We start from the raw sequence: 15965 nt of genomic DNA, 5'->3' as shown, positions 1-15965 counted from the left end.
AGTAATGGACATTCGTCTCTCCCCTTCCCTTCTTGCATGGCTGCGCAGCTTTGATGCCGCCGCGCGGCACGGCAGCTTTACCAAAGCCGCCGCCGAGTTGTGCATTACCCAAGGTGCCGTGAGCCAGCAGGTCAAGCAACTGGAAGACTGGCTGCGCCGCCCCCTCTTCCTGCGAACCCCTCGGGCACTGGTCACCACCCCAGAAGGCAAATGGCTGGCTGTGGTGCTCAGAGAAAGCTTTGACGCCATAGAAAGCACCCTGGCCCAGATGCGCCAGCCGCCAGAGGCTGCAACGGCCACCCTGAGTTGCTCGCCCTCCTTCGCCATGAGCTGGCTGACCCCACGCTTGGGGGAGTTTTTTCGGCAACACCCTCAGACGGGGCTGCGCGTGTTCGGCGAATTCCACACCCTGGACCGCACCCGGATGGTGCGCGATGGCGTAGAAGCCGCCGTCCGCTTTGACCTGAGCCACTATCCTGACCTGAATGCCACGGTGTTTCTGGATGAATGGCTGGTGCCTGTGGCCAGCCCTGAGTTCATCCAGCAACACCCCGGCATACATACCCCCCAAGACTTGCAAGGCGACTGGCTGTTGCACGACGGTAGCGCCTGGGACGGCGCAGACACGTTTGAGGAATGGCAGCATTGGTTTGCCCAGCAGGGCGTGCCCCCGCCAGCCTGGACGGGCGGACAGCAATTCAACCTGTCGCAACTGGCCCTGGGTGCAGCCTTGGCAGGACAAGGCATTGCGATGGGGCGCGCAGCGCTGGTGTTGCAGGACGTGCGCGCAGGCCGGCTGGTGCCCTTGCTGGGGCGCAGTGTGGCATCACGAGCGGTGTACTCCTTTGTCACCACCCATCACCCCAGCCCCACCATGCAGCAGGTGCGCGACTGGCTTGGCGAGGAGGCCCGCCGCTTCTGCGAAGAGCGTGCCAAGGTGATGCCACCGTTGCTGGTGAAGTGATGGGTGCGGAATGTCTTGATGTCGAGCCGACAAGGCATCGAGATGTAACGCCGGGCTATCCCGCCGGGTTTTACGATCGGTTTTTCGATACCCTCGCCAACCAGTTCAGCCACCACAAGATCAAGGGGAATGAGATGGCACAGATTCTGGTCGTTAAATATGAAAATCAGGCGGACGCCAAGGTGTTTGAGGCCCACTATGAAAGCCAGGCCGATCTGGCAGTGTTTGAAGTGCCCTATGACACACAGGCCAATGGCGACGCACTCTGGTATCAGGTGAACTACGAGAGCCAGGCCACGTTTCGCATCTTCAAGGTGAAGTACGAATCACAGGCCGATCTGCGCATCTTCAAAGTGAAGTATCTGGAGCAGGCAGGATGGCGGGTTCAAGGGCACAAGCTGCAGGGCAAGCTGGGCTGAGCCGGGGCATCCATCCGTACTTCACGCCACATGCAGGCTGGTGGTGAAGCTGCTCAGTAAAGCAGCCCCTTCCTGAGCGATTGTTTTCGGCTTCCTGCCATGACCGGATATCGGCTGGCGGCCCCTTCCGGAATGCGCGCACAGACCTGCCGTCTCGCGATGCCTGCACCGCCATTCAAGCCGCGAGGCGCGGCGTAACATAGCTACCCACCGGCGGGCATGGCAGTGTTGCGCTGGATGTGATGCCGCCCACGTATCTCATCCAGCCAAGCCGTTTGCTATATGATTGATAGCACCTTGCGCTTATCCCGCTTGCGCAAACACCTTTTTTGCTCTCATCCATGGCTGCACCTGACCCTCTGCAAGCGCCTCCCTATCCCGATTCCCGCCCCCGCCCGGCCGACTGCAGGGATCTGTTCTGGTCATTCACCTGGCTGGCCTTGCAAGGCTTTGGTGGCGTGCTGGCCGTTGTGCAGCGTGAACTGGTCGAGAAAAAACGCTGGATGACCAATGAGGAGTTTGTGGAGGACTGGGCCGTGGCCCAGATCATGCCGGGCCCCAATGTGGTGAATCTCTCCATCATGATCGGCGAGCGCTACTTTGGCTGGCGCGGCGCGCTGGCGGCCTTGGCGGGCATGCTCACGTTTCCGCTCATGCTGGTCTTGTCGCTCGCAGTGGTCTACGCACAGTTCGCTGAACACCCTGCAGTGGCAGGTGCCCTCAAGGGCATGGGTGCCGCAGCGGCTGGCCTCATTGCGGGCATGGGCCTCAAGCTGGCGTCCACCCTCAAAAAACATCCCCTGGGCTTGCCCCTGTGCATAGCTCTGGCGGTGCTCACCGTGATAGCAATGGCCGTGCTGCGGCTGCCGCTGGCCTGGACGCTGCCTTCCCTCGGCCTGCTGGCTTGTTTCCTCACCTGGAGAAAGCTTGCCCCATGACGAGCACTCAGCAAGCCTTTGCCGCCTTGAGCGCCCTTGATTGGCTGCACCTCTTCACCTATTACATGTCGCTCTCGCTGCTGGCCGTGGGCGGCGCCATCAGCACGGCACCTGATATGCATCGTTATCTGGTGGAGCAGAACAGCTGGCTGACGGATCCGCAATTCAATGCATCCATCGCAATTGCCCAGGCGGCGCCCGGGCCCAACGTGCTCTTCATTGCCCTGCTGGGCTGGAATGTGGGACTGAATGCAGGTGGGCCAGGGGTGGCGGGTTGGGCCTTAGGGTTGCTGGGCATTGTGGTCTGCATGGTGGGCGTGATGCTGCCAAGCAGCGCCCTCACCTGGTTTGCCACGCGATGGGGGCATCGCAACCGCAACCGTCGCAGCGTTCGAGCCTTCAAGCAGGGCATGGCCCCCGTGGTGATCGGGCTGCTGATTGCGACAGCCTGGGTGATTACACGCGGCCACGGGGCTGAACTCCAGAACTGGCCGTTATGGGTTCTCACGGCTGTGTCTGCTTTGCTGGTGTGGCGAACCAAGTTGCATCTGCTGTGGCTGCTGGGCGCCGGTGCCCTGCTGGGCGGGCTGGGCTTGGTTTAACCCTCACACAGCACCCGCGCGATAAGCCAGCAACCAGGAACACCGGGCCGCACGCTTGAGCGGCCCTGGTGGTCGGCCCGTTAACTGATGCGACGGGCGTTTTCTGCGTAGACAGCCAGGTACAAGGCATCCGACCCTACAAACGGAGCCTTGCCGCCAAAGCCCACACTGAAGTCGCCAAACGACAGCGATTTGATGCTGGCAAGACCCGAGCGGAGCCTATCGCGCGTGGGCTCCTTGCCCGCGTTCTTGAGCCCTTCAATCATCACCTGGGCGTTGAGCCAGCCCTCCAGGCTACTGGTGCTGTTGAAGTGAGCGGGATTGGCGCCTACCGCCTTCATCGTTGACTGGAACTTGCGCACCACCACCGACTTCTGGGAATTGGCATCAGGAAACACCTGAACCAGCGCCAGGCCGCGTGTCGCAGAGGCGAGTTTGGGCAACTCGGACGAAACCACCGCGACCGACAGACCTGCCAGCGGTACACCCTGCGCCTTGGTCCGGAACGCCAGCACAAATGCGGTGTTGGCGGTGCCGGTAGTTGCCAGCAAAACCGCACCGGGGCGGTCTGCTGCCACCTTGTCGGCCAGCTCTGCCGCGTTTTTACCGTCCACAGCCAAGGCGAATTCGCCCGAACGTTCCACCTTGGCGTTGTCGAGCGCAGTGGACATGTCCTTGAGCACTTCCTTGCCGAAGGGGTTGTCCAGATACACCACTGCAATGCGCTTGAGGCCCATCTCCACCACTTGCTTGACCAGGCGCAGCGATTCCTCCCGGTAGCTGGGGCGCAGGAAGAACACATTGCGCTGCTCGGCCGTGCGCAGCGACGTGGCACCGGTCACAGGGCCCACGGTGGGAATACCTTTGGACTCCACCATCGGCAGGATGGCGGCAGTGTTGGCGGTGCCCAGGGGCGAAATCAAAGCAAAGGCAGACTGGGCCTCCAGCATGGCGGTCACGTTCTGGGCCGTACGACTGGGTACGTAGCCGTCGTCTTTGACATCCAGGCGGATTTCCCGTCCGTGGATTCCCCCAGCTGCGTTCACTTCCGCGAATGCGGCCTTCATGCCCGCCACTTGCTCCGACCCGGCAATACCCAGCGGGCCGCTCAGAGCGATGGAGCAACCCAGGGTGAGATGCTTTGCGGAAAGCGCTTCTTCAGCAGCAAAGGAAGAAGATGCCCACGCGGGCAGGCCGACTGCGGCCATGGCCTGGGTGGCGTTCAAGAGAAACTGGCGACGACTCATGTTGTGATAGCCCGGAGATTTGCAAAACCGCGCAGGCTATCAAGGAAAAGCAGAATTCCGAGTCGAATAGGCGACAAATGGCCGCCCGAACAACGCTTTGTCAAATAGGGTCACCCCATCGCCGAGCCGATGGGAGTGCGCCTCAGGCAGAGCGCTGACGCAGCGCCTCGTACAGGCACACGCCGCTGGCCACCGAGACGTTCAGGCTTTCCACCGCGCCCTTCATGGGAATGCTCACCAGCTCATCACAGGTCTTGCGGGTGAGCTGACGCATTCCGTCACCCTCCGCACCCAGCACCAACGCCACCGGGCCTTTCAGATCCACCTGGTAGATGGTCTTGGGGGCATCGTCGCTGGTGCCGATGCACCAGATGTTGCGTTCCTTGAGTTCACCCAAGGTGCGAGCAAGGTTCGTCACCATGAAGTACGGCATGGTTTCTGCCGCACCGCTGGCCACCTTGGCCACTGTGGCATTGATGCCCACGGCATGGTCTTTGGGGGCAATGACCGCATGCGCACCGGCACCATCGGCTACGCGCAGGCAGGCACCCAGGTTGTGCGGGTCGGTCACGCCATCCAGCACCAGAATCAACGGCTGTTCCTGGCCAGAGGCTTCGAGCGTCTCCAGCAACTCGTCCAGGGAGTGGACCTGCTTGACGGGGTCCACCCGTGCGGCCACCCCCTGGTGTCCGTTGCTGCCAGCGAGCTTGGAAATGCGCATTCCATCGGCTTCGATCAAGCGGGCACCGGCCTCTTTGGCCCGCTCCAGAAACTGGCGCATGCGGGCATCGCGGCGAGTGGACTCGTAATAAATCTCGATGATGGATTGCGGCGCGGTCTTCAGACGCACGCCCACGGCATGAAAGCCGAACAGGACTTTGGGGGAGGACATGGGCAGGATTATCGTTGCCGAGCGGGCACTGGGAACGATCCGGTTCTACGGCCAACAGCCTCGTGGACGCACATCGGCAACGGGAAAGCGCTCAATCACTATGTTTTTTATAGCTTGCCGCGCTTTACCTGCGGGCGCAGCAGCCATTTTCACACTCACTCCGGCACTACGCGCCCCGCATCAATGGTGATACGGCGATCGCATTGCGCGGCGATGGATCGGTCATGCGTCACCAGCACCAGAGTCGTGCCTTGCTCGCGGTTGAGTTCAAACATGAGCCGCATGATGGATTCGCCTGTTGCAAAGTCGAGGCTGCCGGTCGGCTCGTCGGCCAGCAGCAACGAGGGTTGCACCACAAAAGCGCGGGCCAGTGCCACACGCTGCTGCTCCCCCCCAGAGAGCACCTTGGGGTAGTGCCCCAGGCGCTGTCCTAGCCCCACGCGCTCCAGCATCTCTGCGGCGGCCTTGCGGGCATCGCGGCGCTCGGCCAGCTCCAGCGGCAGCATCACGTTTTCCAGGGCAGTCATATTGCCCATGAGCTGAAAACTCTGGAACACAAAGCCCACCTTTTGCGCACGCAGGGCAGCACGTGCATCCTCGTCCAGGGCAAACAGATCCTGCCCATCAAGCCGCACGGTACCGCGGGTGGGCGTATCCAGCCCGGCGATGATGGACAGCAAGGTGCTTTTACCGGAACCCGACGCGCCGACAATGGCGGCTGTTTCCCGCGCTGCCAGACGGAAATCAATATCACGCAGAATGTCGAGCGTGCCTGTCGAGTCGGTCACCGACTTGAAAACATGCTCCACCGAGATGATGGGCGTATGGGGCGCGGAGGGAGATTCGGACATGAAAGGTTCTTTGCTTTGATTCGCAATCTGCATCGTCGCCACTTTATCCTCAGCTCTGCAGTCGCTCTCGGCATGGGGGTTTACGCCCCGGCAGTGTGGGCACAAGGCACCGCCAAAACGAGCGCATCCCGCACACCGGCCGTGATACTGGTGCTGGGTGATTCGTTGAGCGCTGAATACGGCTTGGCACGGGGCACCGGGTGGGTGGCGCTGCTTGAAAAACAACTCGCCGCTGACAGGATAGAAGCCAAGGTCGTTAATGCCAGCGTCAGCGGTGAAACCACATCCGGTGGCCGGTCGCGCATCACCGCACTGCTCAAGGCCCATCAGCCAACCCATGTGGTCATCGAGCTGGGTGGCAACGATGCGTTGCGCGGTCTGCCTCTGCAAAACACGCAAGACAACCTGAACTTCATGGCGCAAGCCGCCCAGGACGCAGGAGCAAAAGTCCTGCTGGTAGGCATGCAGGTGCCGCCTAACTACGGCACGGACTACGCAACCAAGTTTGCCGGGGTGTTCGAGACAGTCGCCAAGGCCAGAAAAGCAGCGGTAGTGCCCTTCTTTCTGAAGGGTGTGGCCGATGGACCGGACCCTACACGCATGTTCCAGCCCGACCGCATCCACCCCAAGGCCGAAGCCCATCCACAAATGCTGGCAAATGTGTGGCCTGAGCTAAAAAAGCTGCTCCGCTGAGCCCGACAAAGGCTGGGAACGAACTGAGCAAAAGCTCGAATCAGCCTTGAGGCTGCGCGCCCTCCACGTCGGCACGCGGATCTGCGGCAGCGGTGTCGCTTGGCGTCTCACCTGCATCATCGGTGTGACGTCGCTCAGTTTTTGCGCGCTGCTTGTCCGCTTTCTTTTGTTTTTTGGCGAGCTCACGCTGGCGTTTTTCGTATCCGTAGTTGGGTGTTGCCAAGGTGTGTGCTTTCAGAGTTGGAGGACCACTGTAACAGCCGCAGGGAAGACCCCGCGAATTCCACAAGACCGCGGGTGAGGCTTGGAGCGGCTAACAAAACTCAGCGTAGCAGCCTTGGCTAGGCGTTCCGTCGCAGGCAGTACGCCGGTACGACAAAACGGAACAACGACGCCAAGGGAGTTTTGTGAGCCGCTCTTACGACCTTGCCTCGGCCGAGGAAAGACTGGCGCGAGACTGCACTGCCGCACGATAGGCGTGCCAGCTTGCATGCCCCAGCACCGGCCCCACCAGCACCAGCCCCACACTGCCCAACCACAGGCAAACACCCACCAGCGTGGTGATGAGCGCCCCCCACAAAAGCAGGGTGAGCGGGTTTTCCAGCACCACGCGCATGCTCGTGATCCCTGCGGTCAGGGCGTCGGTATCACGGTCCAGGATCATGGGGATGGACACCACCGAGGTGGAAAAAACCAGCGCGGCAAACACACCGCCCACCACCAGATACACCGCTACAAACGTCCAGTTCTGGGGATTGAAGACAGCCTCCAGCACCCCCGTGGTGGACGGCATGCCTATGTTGAAGAACACGGCAAACACGACCAGTGAAGCTCTGCCCCAGAGCAGTTCCAGCACCACCAGAACCAGCACCAGCATGCCCATGCTGCCCATGTGGCTGTCCCAGCAGGTGAGGGATTCACTCAGCTGGGGGGACAGACCAGCCTCGCGCCTTCGACTGGTGTCGTACAGGCCCATCGCCAGAAAAGGACCCAAAAGCAGACATCCGCTTGCCAAGGACATGGTGTACTCGGGCCGCGTGCGAAACACCCAACCCAGCACAATCGCCATCAGCCAGAAGCAGACCCCGTAAAACACTGCGATGCCCGGCGCTGCACGGGCATCCTGCAGCCCCCGACCAAGCCAGCGGAAAGGGTCCGCCAGCGTAAGGGGCAGCAAAACAATGGGCGCATCGTCCCGGCTGGGCGTGACCTCGGTAGCAGATGTATCTTGCATAGTCGGCGCAACGCAGAGTGTTCAAGGGAGGCCGTACAGCAGTCACCGCCAAAGCTCAATCTCTGTACGAACACCACCACACCCTAAATCAGCCGTGCACCCAACGCCACTGAGGAAACTACCACCCTCATCCATTGGCGAAAAGAGTGCTGCGAGGCGCTATGCCGCAGCCCGCTCCATGGCCTGCAGGGCTTGCTCCAGATCGCGTTGCAGATCCTCCACGGCTTCAAGGCCAATCGCAAACCGTACCAGCGTGCCAGGCTTAAGGTGAGGTGTAGAGCCACCGCGCATGCTGCGCAGGTGGTAAGGCACCACCAGGCTGATAGGCCCACCCCAGCTGTAGCCGAGCTTGAACAGGCGCAAGGCATCACAGAAGGCATCGACATGATTTTGTGTGAAGCGGGCGTCAATCATGACGCTGAACAGCCCGGCAGCCGCGCCCTCCCCGCCATTGTGTGCACCACACAGCGCCTTCCAGTGCGCGTGGCCGGGCGCGTCTTGCAAAGCAGGATGCAGCACCTGCGCAATGGCAGGCTGCTGTTGCAGCCACACGGCCAGCTTTCGCGCGGCCAAGTCATGAGCGCGATAACGCAGGGCAATGCTGGGAAGAGAGCGGAGAATGGCCTCCACGTCATTCATTCCCACGCCCATGCCCAAACGCATGTGGCTGAGCTTGATTTTCATGTGCAAGGGCTCTGAGCGGGTGATGATGCTTCCCATTAGCACGTCACCCCCACCGCTGGGGTACTTGGTCAGCGCATGGGCCGACACATCCACCCCCAACGAGCCATCGCCCAACAGATCAAAAGGCTGGAACGCCAAACCGGCACCCCAGGTGTTGTCGAGCGCCGTCAAAACGCCGCGCTCCTTGCAGATGCGCACCTGCTCGCAAAGGTCAGGGAATTCCATGGTGACCGAACCAGGAGCCTCCAGCCAGACCAGCTTTGTGGCCGGGTTGATACGCTGAGCGAGATCGGAGGGGTTCAGTGGGTCGTAGAAAGCGTGGGTAATTCCGTATCGAGACAACTCGTTGACGGCGAAGTCCTTGCCAGGGCCATAGGCGTTGTCAGGGATGAGCACCTCATCCCCTGCGCGCAGCAGCGCTAAATCCACCGTACTGATCGCAGCAAGACCGCTTGGCACCAATACGCACTGTGCACCGCCCTCCAGCGCGCAAAGGCGTTCCTCCAAAATGAAAGAGGTGGGCGTGCCGTGCAGCCCGTAGGTGTAGCCGGTCTTGTCTTTCCACTCCCGGCCGCGCATGGCCGCCACATCAGGAAAGATGACCGTGGAGGCCTTGAACACCCCCGGCTGGGGTGCCGCAAAGTCTGCGGGCGGCTGGTAAGGGTGATGGATGAGGCTGGTGATGAGTTCAGGAGCGTTGGGATCGGTATTTTTCATGCACCGGATGGTAGCGACCTGAAACGCTGAGCAGGCCGCAGGTTCTCATCACCAGGCGTCCTTAACCAGCTGAGATCACCAGAAGGTTGGTGACGGACGTCACCCCCTTCACGCTCTTCGCAATCTCCTGAGCCCGGTCTTTGGCAGCCAGATTAGGGGCGGGGCCGTTCAAGGTCACCGCGCCACCTTGGGTGTCCACATTGATTTTCACTGCGCTCAGGTCGGGGTCTTTGGCCAGACCCGCGGATACCTGCGCTGTGATGCTGGCGTCGTCGACTTTGTCTCCAGCCGTGGCTGCAGCTTGGCGGGCTGAGGCACTCATATCCTGCGCGGCGGCCTGCGCGCGCTCGGCGCCTTTTTCCATTTGGGTCTCTGCTTTGGCCATCGCAGCTTCGGCCTTCACGCGGGCTTCTGCAGCGGCTTGTTCTGTCTTGTCTATGGCGGAGTCCAGCCTCTGGCCAGCCGTTTGCCCTTCCTCACGCCCACAACCTGCAAGCCCCAGTGCCAGCGCACTGACTGCCAGCACCGCAGCAATGCGAGTGGACTTCTTCGGGGAATGGTTTGGCTCGGCGTGGATTTGCAAACTGTTGCTGCTCATGAAAACCTCCTTGCAGTTAGGACAAGGAAAAATGTAAGCACTGCACGGTCTCGCGCCTGTCAGAACGCCAGTCAGGCTCACGTAGGACAAAACCAAATCAGCGTGGCCCCGTGTACGCGACTGCAGCGACAATTCACCCATGCAACTTTCGTCTCTGCGCTCCTGGCTTCCGTTCCTTGCATGGCCCAAACCCAGTGCGGCCCTGCTTCGAGGGGAGTTCTGGGCAGGCATGACCGTGGGGCTGATGCTGGTGCCGCAGGGCGTTGCCTATGCCGCGCTGGCGGGTATGCCCCTGGTGACCGGGATCTACGCCTCCCTGCTGCCTGCGCTGGTGGCTGTGCTTTTCAGCTCTTCCACACGCTTGGGGGTGGGTCCAACGGCACTCACCAGCTTGCTCATCGGCGCATCGCTGACGGGGCTTGCCGAGCCCGGCAGCGCCCAATGGGTGCAGATGGCCGTGTGGATTTCATTGTTGTGTGGTGCGCTGCAGTGCGTGATGGGGCTGGCCCGGTTTGGCTGGGTGGTCAATCTGGTCACTTCACCCGTGCTCAATGGATTCACGCAGGCAGCAGCCTTGCTGATACTGGCTTCGCAACTGCCCGCATTGACAGGGTTGCGTGCGGACTTCAGCGCCCTTGTCAGCACCCCATCCCTCGGGCTTTTTGATCTTGCCGCTGCGGCTTTTGGTTTCGGCAGCATGGCCGCGCTGATCCTGAGCAAGCGGCTCAGCCCCACTTTTCCCTCCGCCATCATGGTGGTGGGACTGGCAGGGGGCATCAGCTGGGCAACCGGGTATGCCGACGCCGGAGGGGCCGTGGTCGGACATTTACCGCAAGGCTTGCCCACGCTGCACTGGCCCGGGTGGATGCCAGCAGCAGACTTTGCGTCCCTGCTGATGCCGGTGCTGGTGGTGACATTGGTAAGTTTTCTGGAAACCGCATCCAGCGCGAAAGTGGAAAGCCAACGCTCTGGCGAGCGGTGGAACGAAAACCAGGATCTGATCGGGCAAGGGCTTTCCAAGGTGGCAAGCGGTCTGTGCGGCAGTTTTGCCACCAGCGCATCGTTTTCGCGCTCCGCCATCAACCTCTATGCAGGGGCTCAAAGCGGTTGGGCCACGCTGTTTTCGCTGGTTCTGGTACTGGTCGTTTTGCTGTGGCTGACGCCCGCGCTGTATTTTGTGCCGCAATCTGCGTTGGCGGCCATTGTCGTGACGGCAGTTTTCAGCCTGTTCAAGCCCGCCACACTGCTCAGGCTCTGGCGTGTGTCGAGGGTAGAGGCGGTGATTGCTGCAGTCACCTTCGCGCTGACACTGGCAACCGCCCCCCGCATGTACTGGGGCGTGCTGGCCGGGCTGGTCATGAACCTGGCCCACTTTCTGTACCAGCGACTGCACCCCCGCATCATTGAATTGGGGCTCCACCCGGACGGCAGTCTGCGAGACCGCCACCTGTGGAACCTCCCACCTCTGGCCCCCCAGCTTCTGGCGCTGCGCATGGATGCAGAGCTGGATTTTGCTTCGGCCAGTGCACTGGAGCGCCGAGTCATTGAACACCTGAACGCGCACCCGGACACCTTGCATCTGTGCCTGATGGCGCAGCCCATCAATCGCATTGACGTTACAGGCTTGGAAGCCTTTGCGCAATTACACGCATTGATGCTGGCCCGTGGGGGCGTACTGCACATCAGTGGCTTGAAGCTGCCCGTGGAAACCGGACTTCGCAAGGCAGGCCTGCTGCCTGCCGCCGCAGGCCTTTGCACGTACCGCACCGACGCTGACGCGCTTGTGGCCTTGCAGCAACTGGCGCCGCAAGCAACGCCGCAAACGCCTCCCTGATTAGTGACATTTGCCGCCCAAAGGTGCACCCCGCTGCTACACTCGGTCAACTCTTCAAGCATGCATTTGTGTCTGACTCGGCGGCCCCTCACCTCGTAGACCTGCGCGATCTGCGCCTGGATACTGCCCATGCCCTGGTCACACAAGTGGCCGGCAGCAGTCCGGCCCCTGCGCTGGACAGATCTCACCCACGACAGTACCTCCAAGGGCTCATCGATGGCCTTTGTGAGCTATCGCTGAAAGACCCACTCACGGGACTTGCTAACCGGCGTCACTTCCGGGCAGTGCTTGAGCGCGAAATTGACCGGGTCACCCGCTCAGGTGAGGCAGCGCTGCTGTTGATGCTGGACATTGACCATTTCAAAAAGGTGAATGATACCCACGGCCACCTGGCGGGCGATATCGTGCTGCAGTCGGTCGCACGGACACTGAGCGCCTGTGTGAGGCCCATGGACACCCTGGCCCGGTACGGCGGCGAAGAATTCGCAGTGGTACTGCCGGCCTGTCAGGCCGCCTTCGGCAACGTGGTAGCTGAGCGCATTCGGCGCGCTGTGGCCAATACACCCATCAAGATATCGCCTTCCATTGAGCTCAATGTCACGGTCAGCATTGGCGGTGCTTTCGCCCTTCAATGGATTCGTTCGACGACCCTGCTGTGGATTGACCGAGCCGACCATCAGCTGTATCAGGCAAAATCGGCCGGTCGCAACCGCGTGAGCATCGAGGAGCAACCAGACAGCACAGTCAGTGCCGAAGAAAAAAGCTTGTTGTTCGGCCCACTGTACTCGCCGTCGGGCTGGGGCGACCTCCCTCCCCCATTGGATGCAACAGGCAGCGCCTACTGAAAGTTAGATGATGAGCGACGCGCTGTCACCCCAACCCACCACACCCGGTCCAGCCCCTGCGCAGGCCAGCCCTGCCGCGGGCGCACGCATCATTGCAATCACCAGCGGCAAAGGTGGCGTGGGTAAAACCTTTGTGTCTGCCAACCTCGCTGCAGCGCTTACACGCCGCGGCCATCGGGTCCTGGTACTGGATGCTGACCTGGGCCTTGCCAACCTGGATGTGGTGCTCAATCTGCACCCCAAGATCACTTTGCACGATGTGTTCACCGGCAAGGCAACGCTGGAGCAGGCTGTCATCAAAGCCCCCGGTGGCTTTTCTGTTTTGCTGGCGGGCTCGGGCATGGTGGAATATTCACGCCTGACGCCTGAGGTCCGCAACCAGTTCCTCAATGTCATCCAGGCCCTGACTCCACAGTATGACGTGGTGTTGCTGGACACAGGCGCGGGCATTTCGGATGTGGTGCTGTTCTCCATTTCACTGGCTTCAGAAGTATTGATCGTTGCCACGCCAGAGCCCACCTCGCTGACCGACGCATACGCGGCCATCAAGGTTCTGGCCATGCAGCAAAAGCGCCAGCATGTACGCATGGTGATCAATCAGGCTGCACGCCCTGGCGACGGGCGCGCCATTACCAGCCAGTTGCAGCAGGTGCTGGACCGGTTTGTAAGCACGCAGTCAGGCCGCCCCGTCAGGCTGATCCACATGGGTGATATTCCTGCAGACGCCTCCGTGCGCGATGCGGTGATGCGCAGGCAGCTTTTGCTGGTTCACACGCCCGGTTGTCCGGCGGCCCTGGCCATATCGCAACTGGCCAACAAGATCGAGACCGCGCTGCTGACCCCTTCGACCTGAGAAGCCCTTGCGACCGCAGCGGTCGTCTATGTCAGCGCAGTGCTGGCCTTCCGGGCACCGCCAACGCGATGTCCGACTGAAAACCAGCGGTACATTCTCCGTTGGTTGCCAAAGCACCCCATCATGGCTTTATCTCTGGTCTGATGACTGGCGAACGCCCTCTTGCACACATGAATTCCGTTCTCAATATCTCCTGCTACAAGTTTGTGCCTTTGCCTGATGCTGCGCAGTTGAAGGAAACCTTGCTGACGCAAGCGCGAGCGGCGCAGCTCAAAGGCACGATCCTGCTGGCGGAAGAAGGCATCAACTTCTTTCTGGCAGGGCCCGCTGAAGCCGTGCGCGGTTTTGTGGATGCGCTGCGAGAAGACGCGCGGTTTGCCGATCTCGCCCCCAAAGAGAGCTGGTCTGACCACGTGCCGTTTCGCAAGATGCTGGTGAAGGTGAAGCGGGAAATCATCCGTATGGACCACCCCACGATTCGCCCTGCGCAAGGGCGTGCACCGGCGGTTGACCCAGCCACTCTGCGCCGCTGGCTGGAGCAAGGTCATGACGACCACGGAAGAGCAGTCGTCACCCTGGACACCCGCAACGACTTTGAAGTGGACGCAGGGACTTTCGATAACGCCATTGACTGGCGCATCAGCAAGTTCACCGAATTTCCAGACGCGTTACGCGCCCACAAAAGCGAATTGCAGGACAAAACGGTGGTGAGCTTCTGCACGGGAGGTATCCGCTGTGAAAAGGCCGCCATTCTGATGCGCGAAGAAGGCCTGGAGCATGTCTACCAACTCGAGGGCGGTATCCTGAAATACTTCGAGAACACGGATGGCGCGCACTACCACGGCGGTTGCTTCGTGTTTGACGAACGTGTGGTGCTGGAGAACGACCTGTCTGCTCGCACCGCGACCGACACCGCTGCAGCCGCCGCTGAAAACGCTATCAAAAAGTGAGCTGCCTGCGCTTGTTAATCAAGCGCTAGTGGCCTTTTCGAACAGATTCTCAGGCTTTAAAGCGCCGCTCCGGCAAGGGAATGTGCTCGGTCTCCCCAGGCACAGACCCCATGCGTTGAGCATCCCAGTCGCTCGCAGCCTGCACGATGCACTCCTTGCGGGTGGAGACGAAATTCCACCAGATGTGGCGTCTGCTCTTCAGCGCATCGCCACCCAGCAGCATGCAGCGCGCACCTTCAGCGCCTGCGGTCAGCGTCACTTCCTGATCCGTGGGCAGTAGCGCAAACGTATGCAGGGGCACGGTGCCTTCGCCCACCTGTAGCGCAGTATCCACCGCATACACGCCAAGCTCCTCTGCCATGGATTGCGGCAGACGCAACTGCCCGTGCGCGGGCAGATGGATGTCGACATACAGCGCCGGAGCCAGGCTCTGTACCGGAGAGACCTTGCCCCAGGCACTGCCGATCAGCACACGCACCGTGGCATCGCCCGCCTGCAACTGGGGGATGGCATCCGCGGGCGTATGCACAAAATCAGGGGCTGCCTCTTCGTGCTCAGGGGGCAACGCGGCCCACAGCTGAATGCCATGGTTCACGTAGGTGGACTGGGCCAGCGATTCCGGCCGCCGCTCAGAGTGAACAATGCCGCGGCCCGCAGTCATCCAGTTGATGGCTCCGGGTTCGATCTGCTGCAGGGACCCCAGACTGTCGCGGTGCATGATGGCACCGGAGAACAGGTAGGTCACCGTAGCCAGACCGATGTGCGGATGGGGGCGCACATCATGTTGCGACTCTGGCGTGACCGTCACCGGGCCAAAGTGGTCGAAAAACAGAAAAGGCCCCACCGACTGCCGCTCGATCGCAGGCAACAGCCTGCGCACCCTAAAGCCACCGCCCAGGTCTTTTTCGTGGGGCTGGATCATTTGTGGTGCCGTCATTCCTGTCTCCTTGAAGTTACGGGCCTGCTGTTGCAAAGGTGGTGCAAACGCCTGCCGAAGACTCATCGGCAAGGGGCTGCACCATCCAAGAGATCAGCGCATCAGGCCTTCAAGCGTGCCGTGATAGCTGCCACGCGCTTGCCGTACAGCTTGGCAGTGTCAAGGTCGCCTTGGGGAATCTCAGTCACAGACGCATCAGAAGGCGACTGCACCAGCAAGCCGACCGAGCCGCCCAGGTTGTTCACGTCATTGCGGGTTGCGGCCTTGCTGTTGCTGGGAGCCAGGCCCAGGCTCACCCACAGGCCGCCATGCTGCGAGGCCAGGGTTTGCAGATATACCAGGGTGACTTGCTTGTCACCATTGAAGCTGGCGCTGTTGGTAAAGCCACCAAACACCTTGTCTTGCCAAGCGCGCGAGAACCATGCCTTGGACGTGGCATCGGCAAACTTCTTGAACTGCCAGCTGGGCCCGCCCATGTAAGTGGGGGTGCCGAAGATGATGGCGTCTGCCGCGTTCAGCGCATCCCAGCCGCCCTCGGGCAGATTGCCGTCTGCATCAATCGCCAGCAGCTGGGCGCCTGCGCCCTCTGCCACTTGCTGCGCCACGCGCTGGGTATGACCATAGCCGGAGTGATAGACCACAACGATTTGAGACATGAAAACTCCTGTGAGGAAAACGACGGACAAGAAAAAAACTCCAGGCAGAGC

General features: G+C 61.2%; 18 protein-coding genes. 9 read left to right on the top strand and 9 right to left on the bottom strand.

The features are described from left to right. Positions 1 to 4 precede the first annotated feature (4 nt). The 4 genes from AACH87_RS10875 (at position 5) to AACH87_RS10860 (ending at position 2923) form a co-directional block, all read left to right on the top strand. On the top strand, positions 5 to 964 hold the full coding sequence (locus tag AACH87_RS10875; RefSeq protein ID WP_338794443.1) for a LysR substrate-binding domain-containing protein: 960 nt from the start codon (positions 5 to 7) through the stop codon (positions 962 to 964). 134 nt (positions 965 to 1098) lie between these two features. Then, entirely contained in the window at positions 1099 to 1383 is a 285-nt protein-coding gene (locus AACH87_RS10870) for a DUF6150 family protein (RefSeq protein WP_338794442.1), read from the top strand. A 341-nt stretch (positions 1384 to 1724) separates the two neighbouring features. Beyond that, a complete protein-coding gene (locus AACH87_RS10865; RefSeq protein ID WP_338794441.1) occupies positions 1725 to 2321 on the top strand; it encodes a chromate transporter in 597 nt (198 codons plus the stop codon). After that, positions 2318 to 2923 (top strand): chromate transporter, encoded by a 606-nt coding sequence (locus AACH87_RS10860; RefSeq protein WP_338794440.1) that lies wholly within the window; start codon positions 2318 to 2320, stop codon positions 2921 to 2923. The genes AACH87_RS10865 and AACH87_RS10860 overlap by 4 nt, the downstream gene beginning before the upstream one ends. Before the next feature lie 80 nt (positions 2924 to 3003). Here AACH87_RS10860 and AACH87_RS10855 read toward each other — a convergent pair whose 3' ends face one another. The 3 genes from AACH87_RS10855 to AACH87_RS10845 form a co-directional block, all read right to left on the bottom strand. After that, a complete protein-coding gene (locus AACH87_RS10855) occupies positions 3004 to 4170 on the bottom strand; it encodes an ABC transporter substrate-binding protein (protein WP_338794439.1) in 1167 nt (388 codons plus the stop codon). 142 nt (positions 4171 to 4312) lie between these two features. Beyond that, positions 4313 to 5062 carry a 23S rRNA (guanosine(2251)-2'-O)-methyltransferase RlmB gene (rlmB, locus tag AACH87_RS10850; protein ID WP_338794438.1) on the bottom strand — a complete coding sequence of 250 codons (750 nt, stop codon included), beginning with the start codon at positions 5060 to 5062 and terminating at the stop codon, positions 4313 to 4315. A gap of 155 nt (positions 5063 to 5217) precedes the next feature. Beyond that, positions 5218 to 5913, bottom strand: a complete 696-nt coding sequence (locus tag AACH87_RS10845; protein WP_338794437.1) for an ABC transporter ATP-binding protein — start codon at positions 5911 to 5913, stop codon at positions 5218 to 5220. Positions 5914 to 5985: 72 nt separating this feature from the next. Between AACH87_RS10845 and AACH87_RS10840 the strand changes: the two genes are divergently transcribed. Next, the gene (locus AACH87_RS10840) at positions 5986 to 6606 is read left to right on the top strand and encodes an arylesterase (RefSeq protein WP_338794436.1); all 621 of its coding nucleotides are present in this window, start codon (positions 5986 to 5988) and stop codon (positions 6604 to 6606) included. 40 nt (positions 6607 to 6646) lie between these two features. Here the strand turns inward: AACH87_RS10840 and AACH87_RS10835 are convergent, their stop codons facing one another. The 4 genes from AACH87_RS10835 to AACH87_RS10820 all read right to left on the bottom strand — a co-directional run bounded on the left by AACH87_RS10835 (position 6647) and on the right by AACH87_RS10820 (position 9839). Then, on the bottom strand, positions 6647 to 6829 hold the full coding sequence (locus AACH87_RS10835; protein WP_338794435.1) for a hypothetical protein: 183 nt from the start codon (positions 6827 to 6829) through the stop codon (positions 6647 to 6649). Between the two features lie 195 nt (positions 6830 to 7024). After that, positions 7025 to 7840: a DUF2189 domain-containing protein gene (locus tag AACH87_RS10830; RefSeq protein ID WP_338794434.1), complete on the bottom strand. Its 816-nt coding sequence runs from the start codon at positions 7838 to 7840 to the stop codon at positions 7025 to 7027. Between the two features lie 159 nt (positions 7841 to 7999). Continuing rightward, entirely contained in the window at positions 8000 to 9241 is a 1242-nt protein-coding gene (locus AACH87_RS10825) for a PLP-dependent transferase (protein ID WP_338794433.1), read from the bottom strand. Between the two features lie 61 nt (positions 9242 to 9302). Further along, positions 9303 to 9839: a BON domain-containing protein gene (locus AACH87_RS10820; RefSeq protein WP_338794432.1), complete on the bottom strand. Its 537-nt coding sequence runs from the start codon at positions 9837 to 9839 to the stop codon at positions 9303 to 9305. Positions 9840 to 9978: 139 nt separating this feature from the next. On the opposite strand from AACH87_RS10820, the gene AACH87_RS10815 reads away from it, so the two are divergent. The 4 genes from AACH87_RS10815 (at position 9979) to AACH87_RS10800 (ending at position 14321) form a co-directional block, all read left to right on the top strand. Then, positions 9979 to 11673, top strand: a complete 1695-nt coding sequence (locus AACH87_RS10815; protein WP_338794431.1) for a SulP family inorganic anion transporter — start codon at positions 9979 to 9981, stop codon at positions 11671 to 11673. A gap of 68 nt (positions 11674 to 11741) precedes the next feature. Then, positions 11742 to 12518 carry a GGDEF domain-containing protein gene (locus AACH87_RS10810; protein WP_338794430.1) on the top strand — a complete coding sequence of 259 codons (777 nt, stop codon included), beginning with the start codon at positions 11742 to 11744 and terminating at the stop codon, positions 12516 to 12518. 10 nt (positions 12519 to 12528) lie between these two features. Beyond that, on the top strand, positions 12529 to 13371 hold the full coding sequence (locus AACH87_RS10805; RefSeq protein ID WP_338794429.1) for a MinD/ParA family protein: 843 nt from the start codon (positions 12529 to 12531) through the stop codon (positions 13369 to 13371). 170 nt (positions 13372 to 13541) lie between these two features. After that, positions 13542 to 14321, top strand: coding sequence for a sulfurtransferase (locus AACH87_RS10800; protein WP_338794428.1), 780 nt, complete (start codon positions 13542 to 13544; stop codon positions 14319 to 14321). A 49-nt stretch (positions 14322 to 14370) separates the two neighbouring features. Here AACH87_RS10800 and AACH87_RS10795 read toward each other — a convergent pair whose 3' ends face one another. After that, the gene (locus AACH87_RS10795) at positions 14371 to 15258 is read right to left on the bottom strand and encodes a pirin family protein (protein WP_338794427.1); all 888 of its coding nucleotides are present in this window, start codon (positions 15256 to 15258) and stop codon (positions 14371 to 14373) included. A gap of 101 nt (positions 15259 to 15359) precedes the next feature. Then, the gene (locus AACH87_RS10790) at positions 15360 to 15914 is read right to left on the bottom strand and encodes a flavodoxin family protein (RefSeq protein ID WP_338794426.1); all 555 of its coding nucleotides are present in this window, start codon (positions 15912 to 15914) and stop codon (positions 15360 to 15362) included. Positions 15915 to 15965 lie beyond the last annotated feature (51 nt).

It is taken from the genome of Acidovorax sp. DW039 (genome assembly GCF_037101375.1).
GTDB lineage: Bacteria > Pseudomonadota > Gammaproteobacteria > Burkholderiales > Burkholderiaceae_C > Acidovorax.
This window is presented reverse-complemented; position numbering and strand designations above follow the sequence as displayed.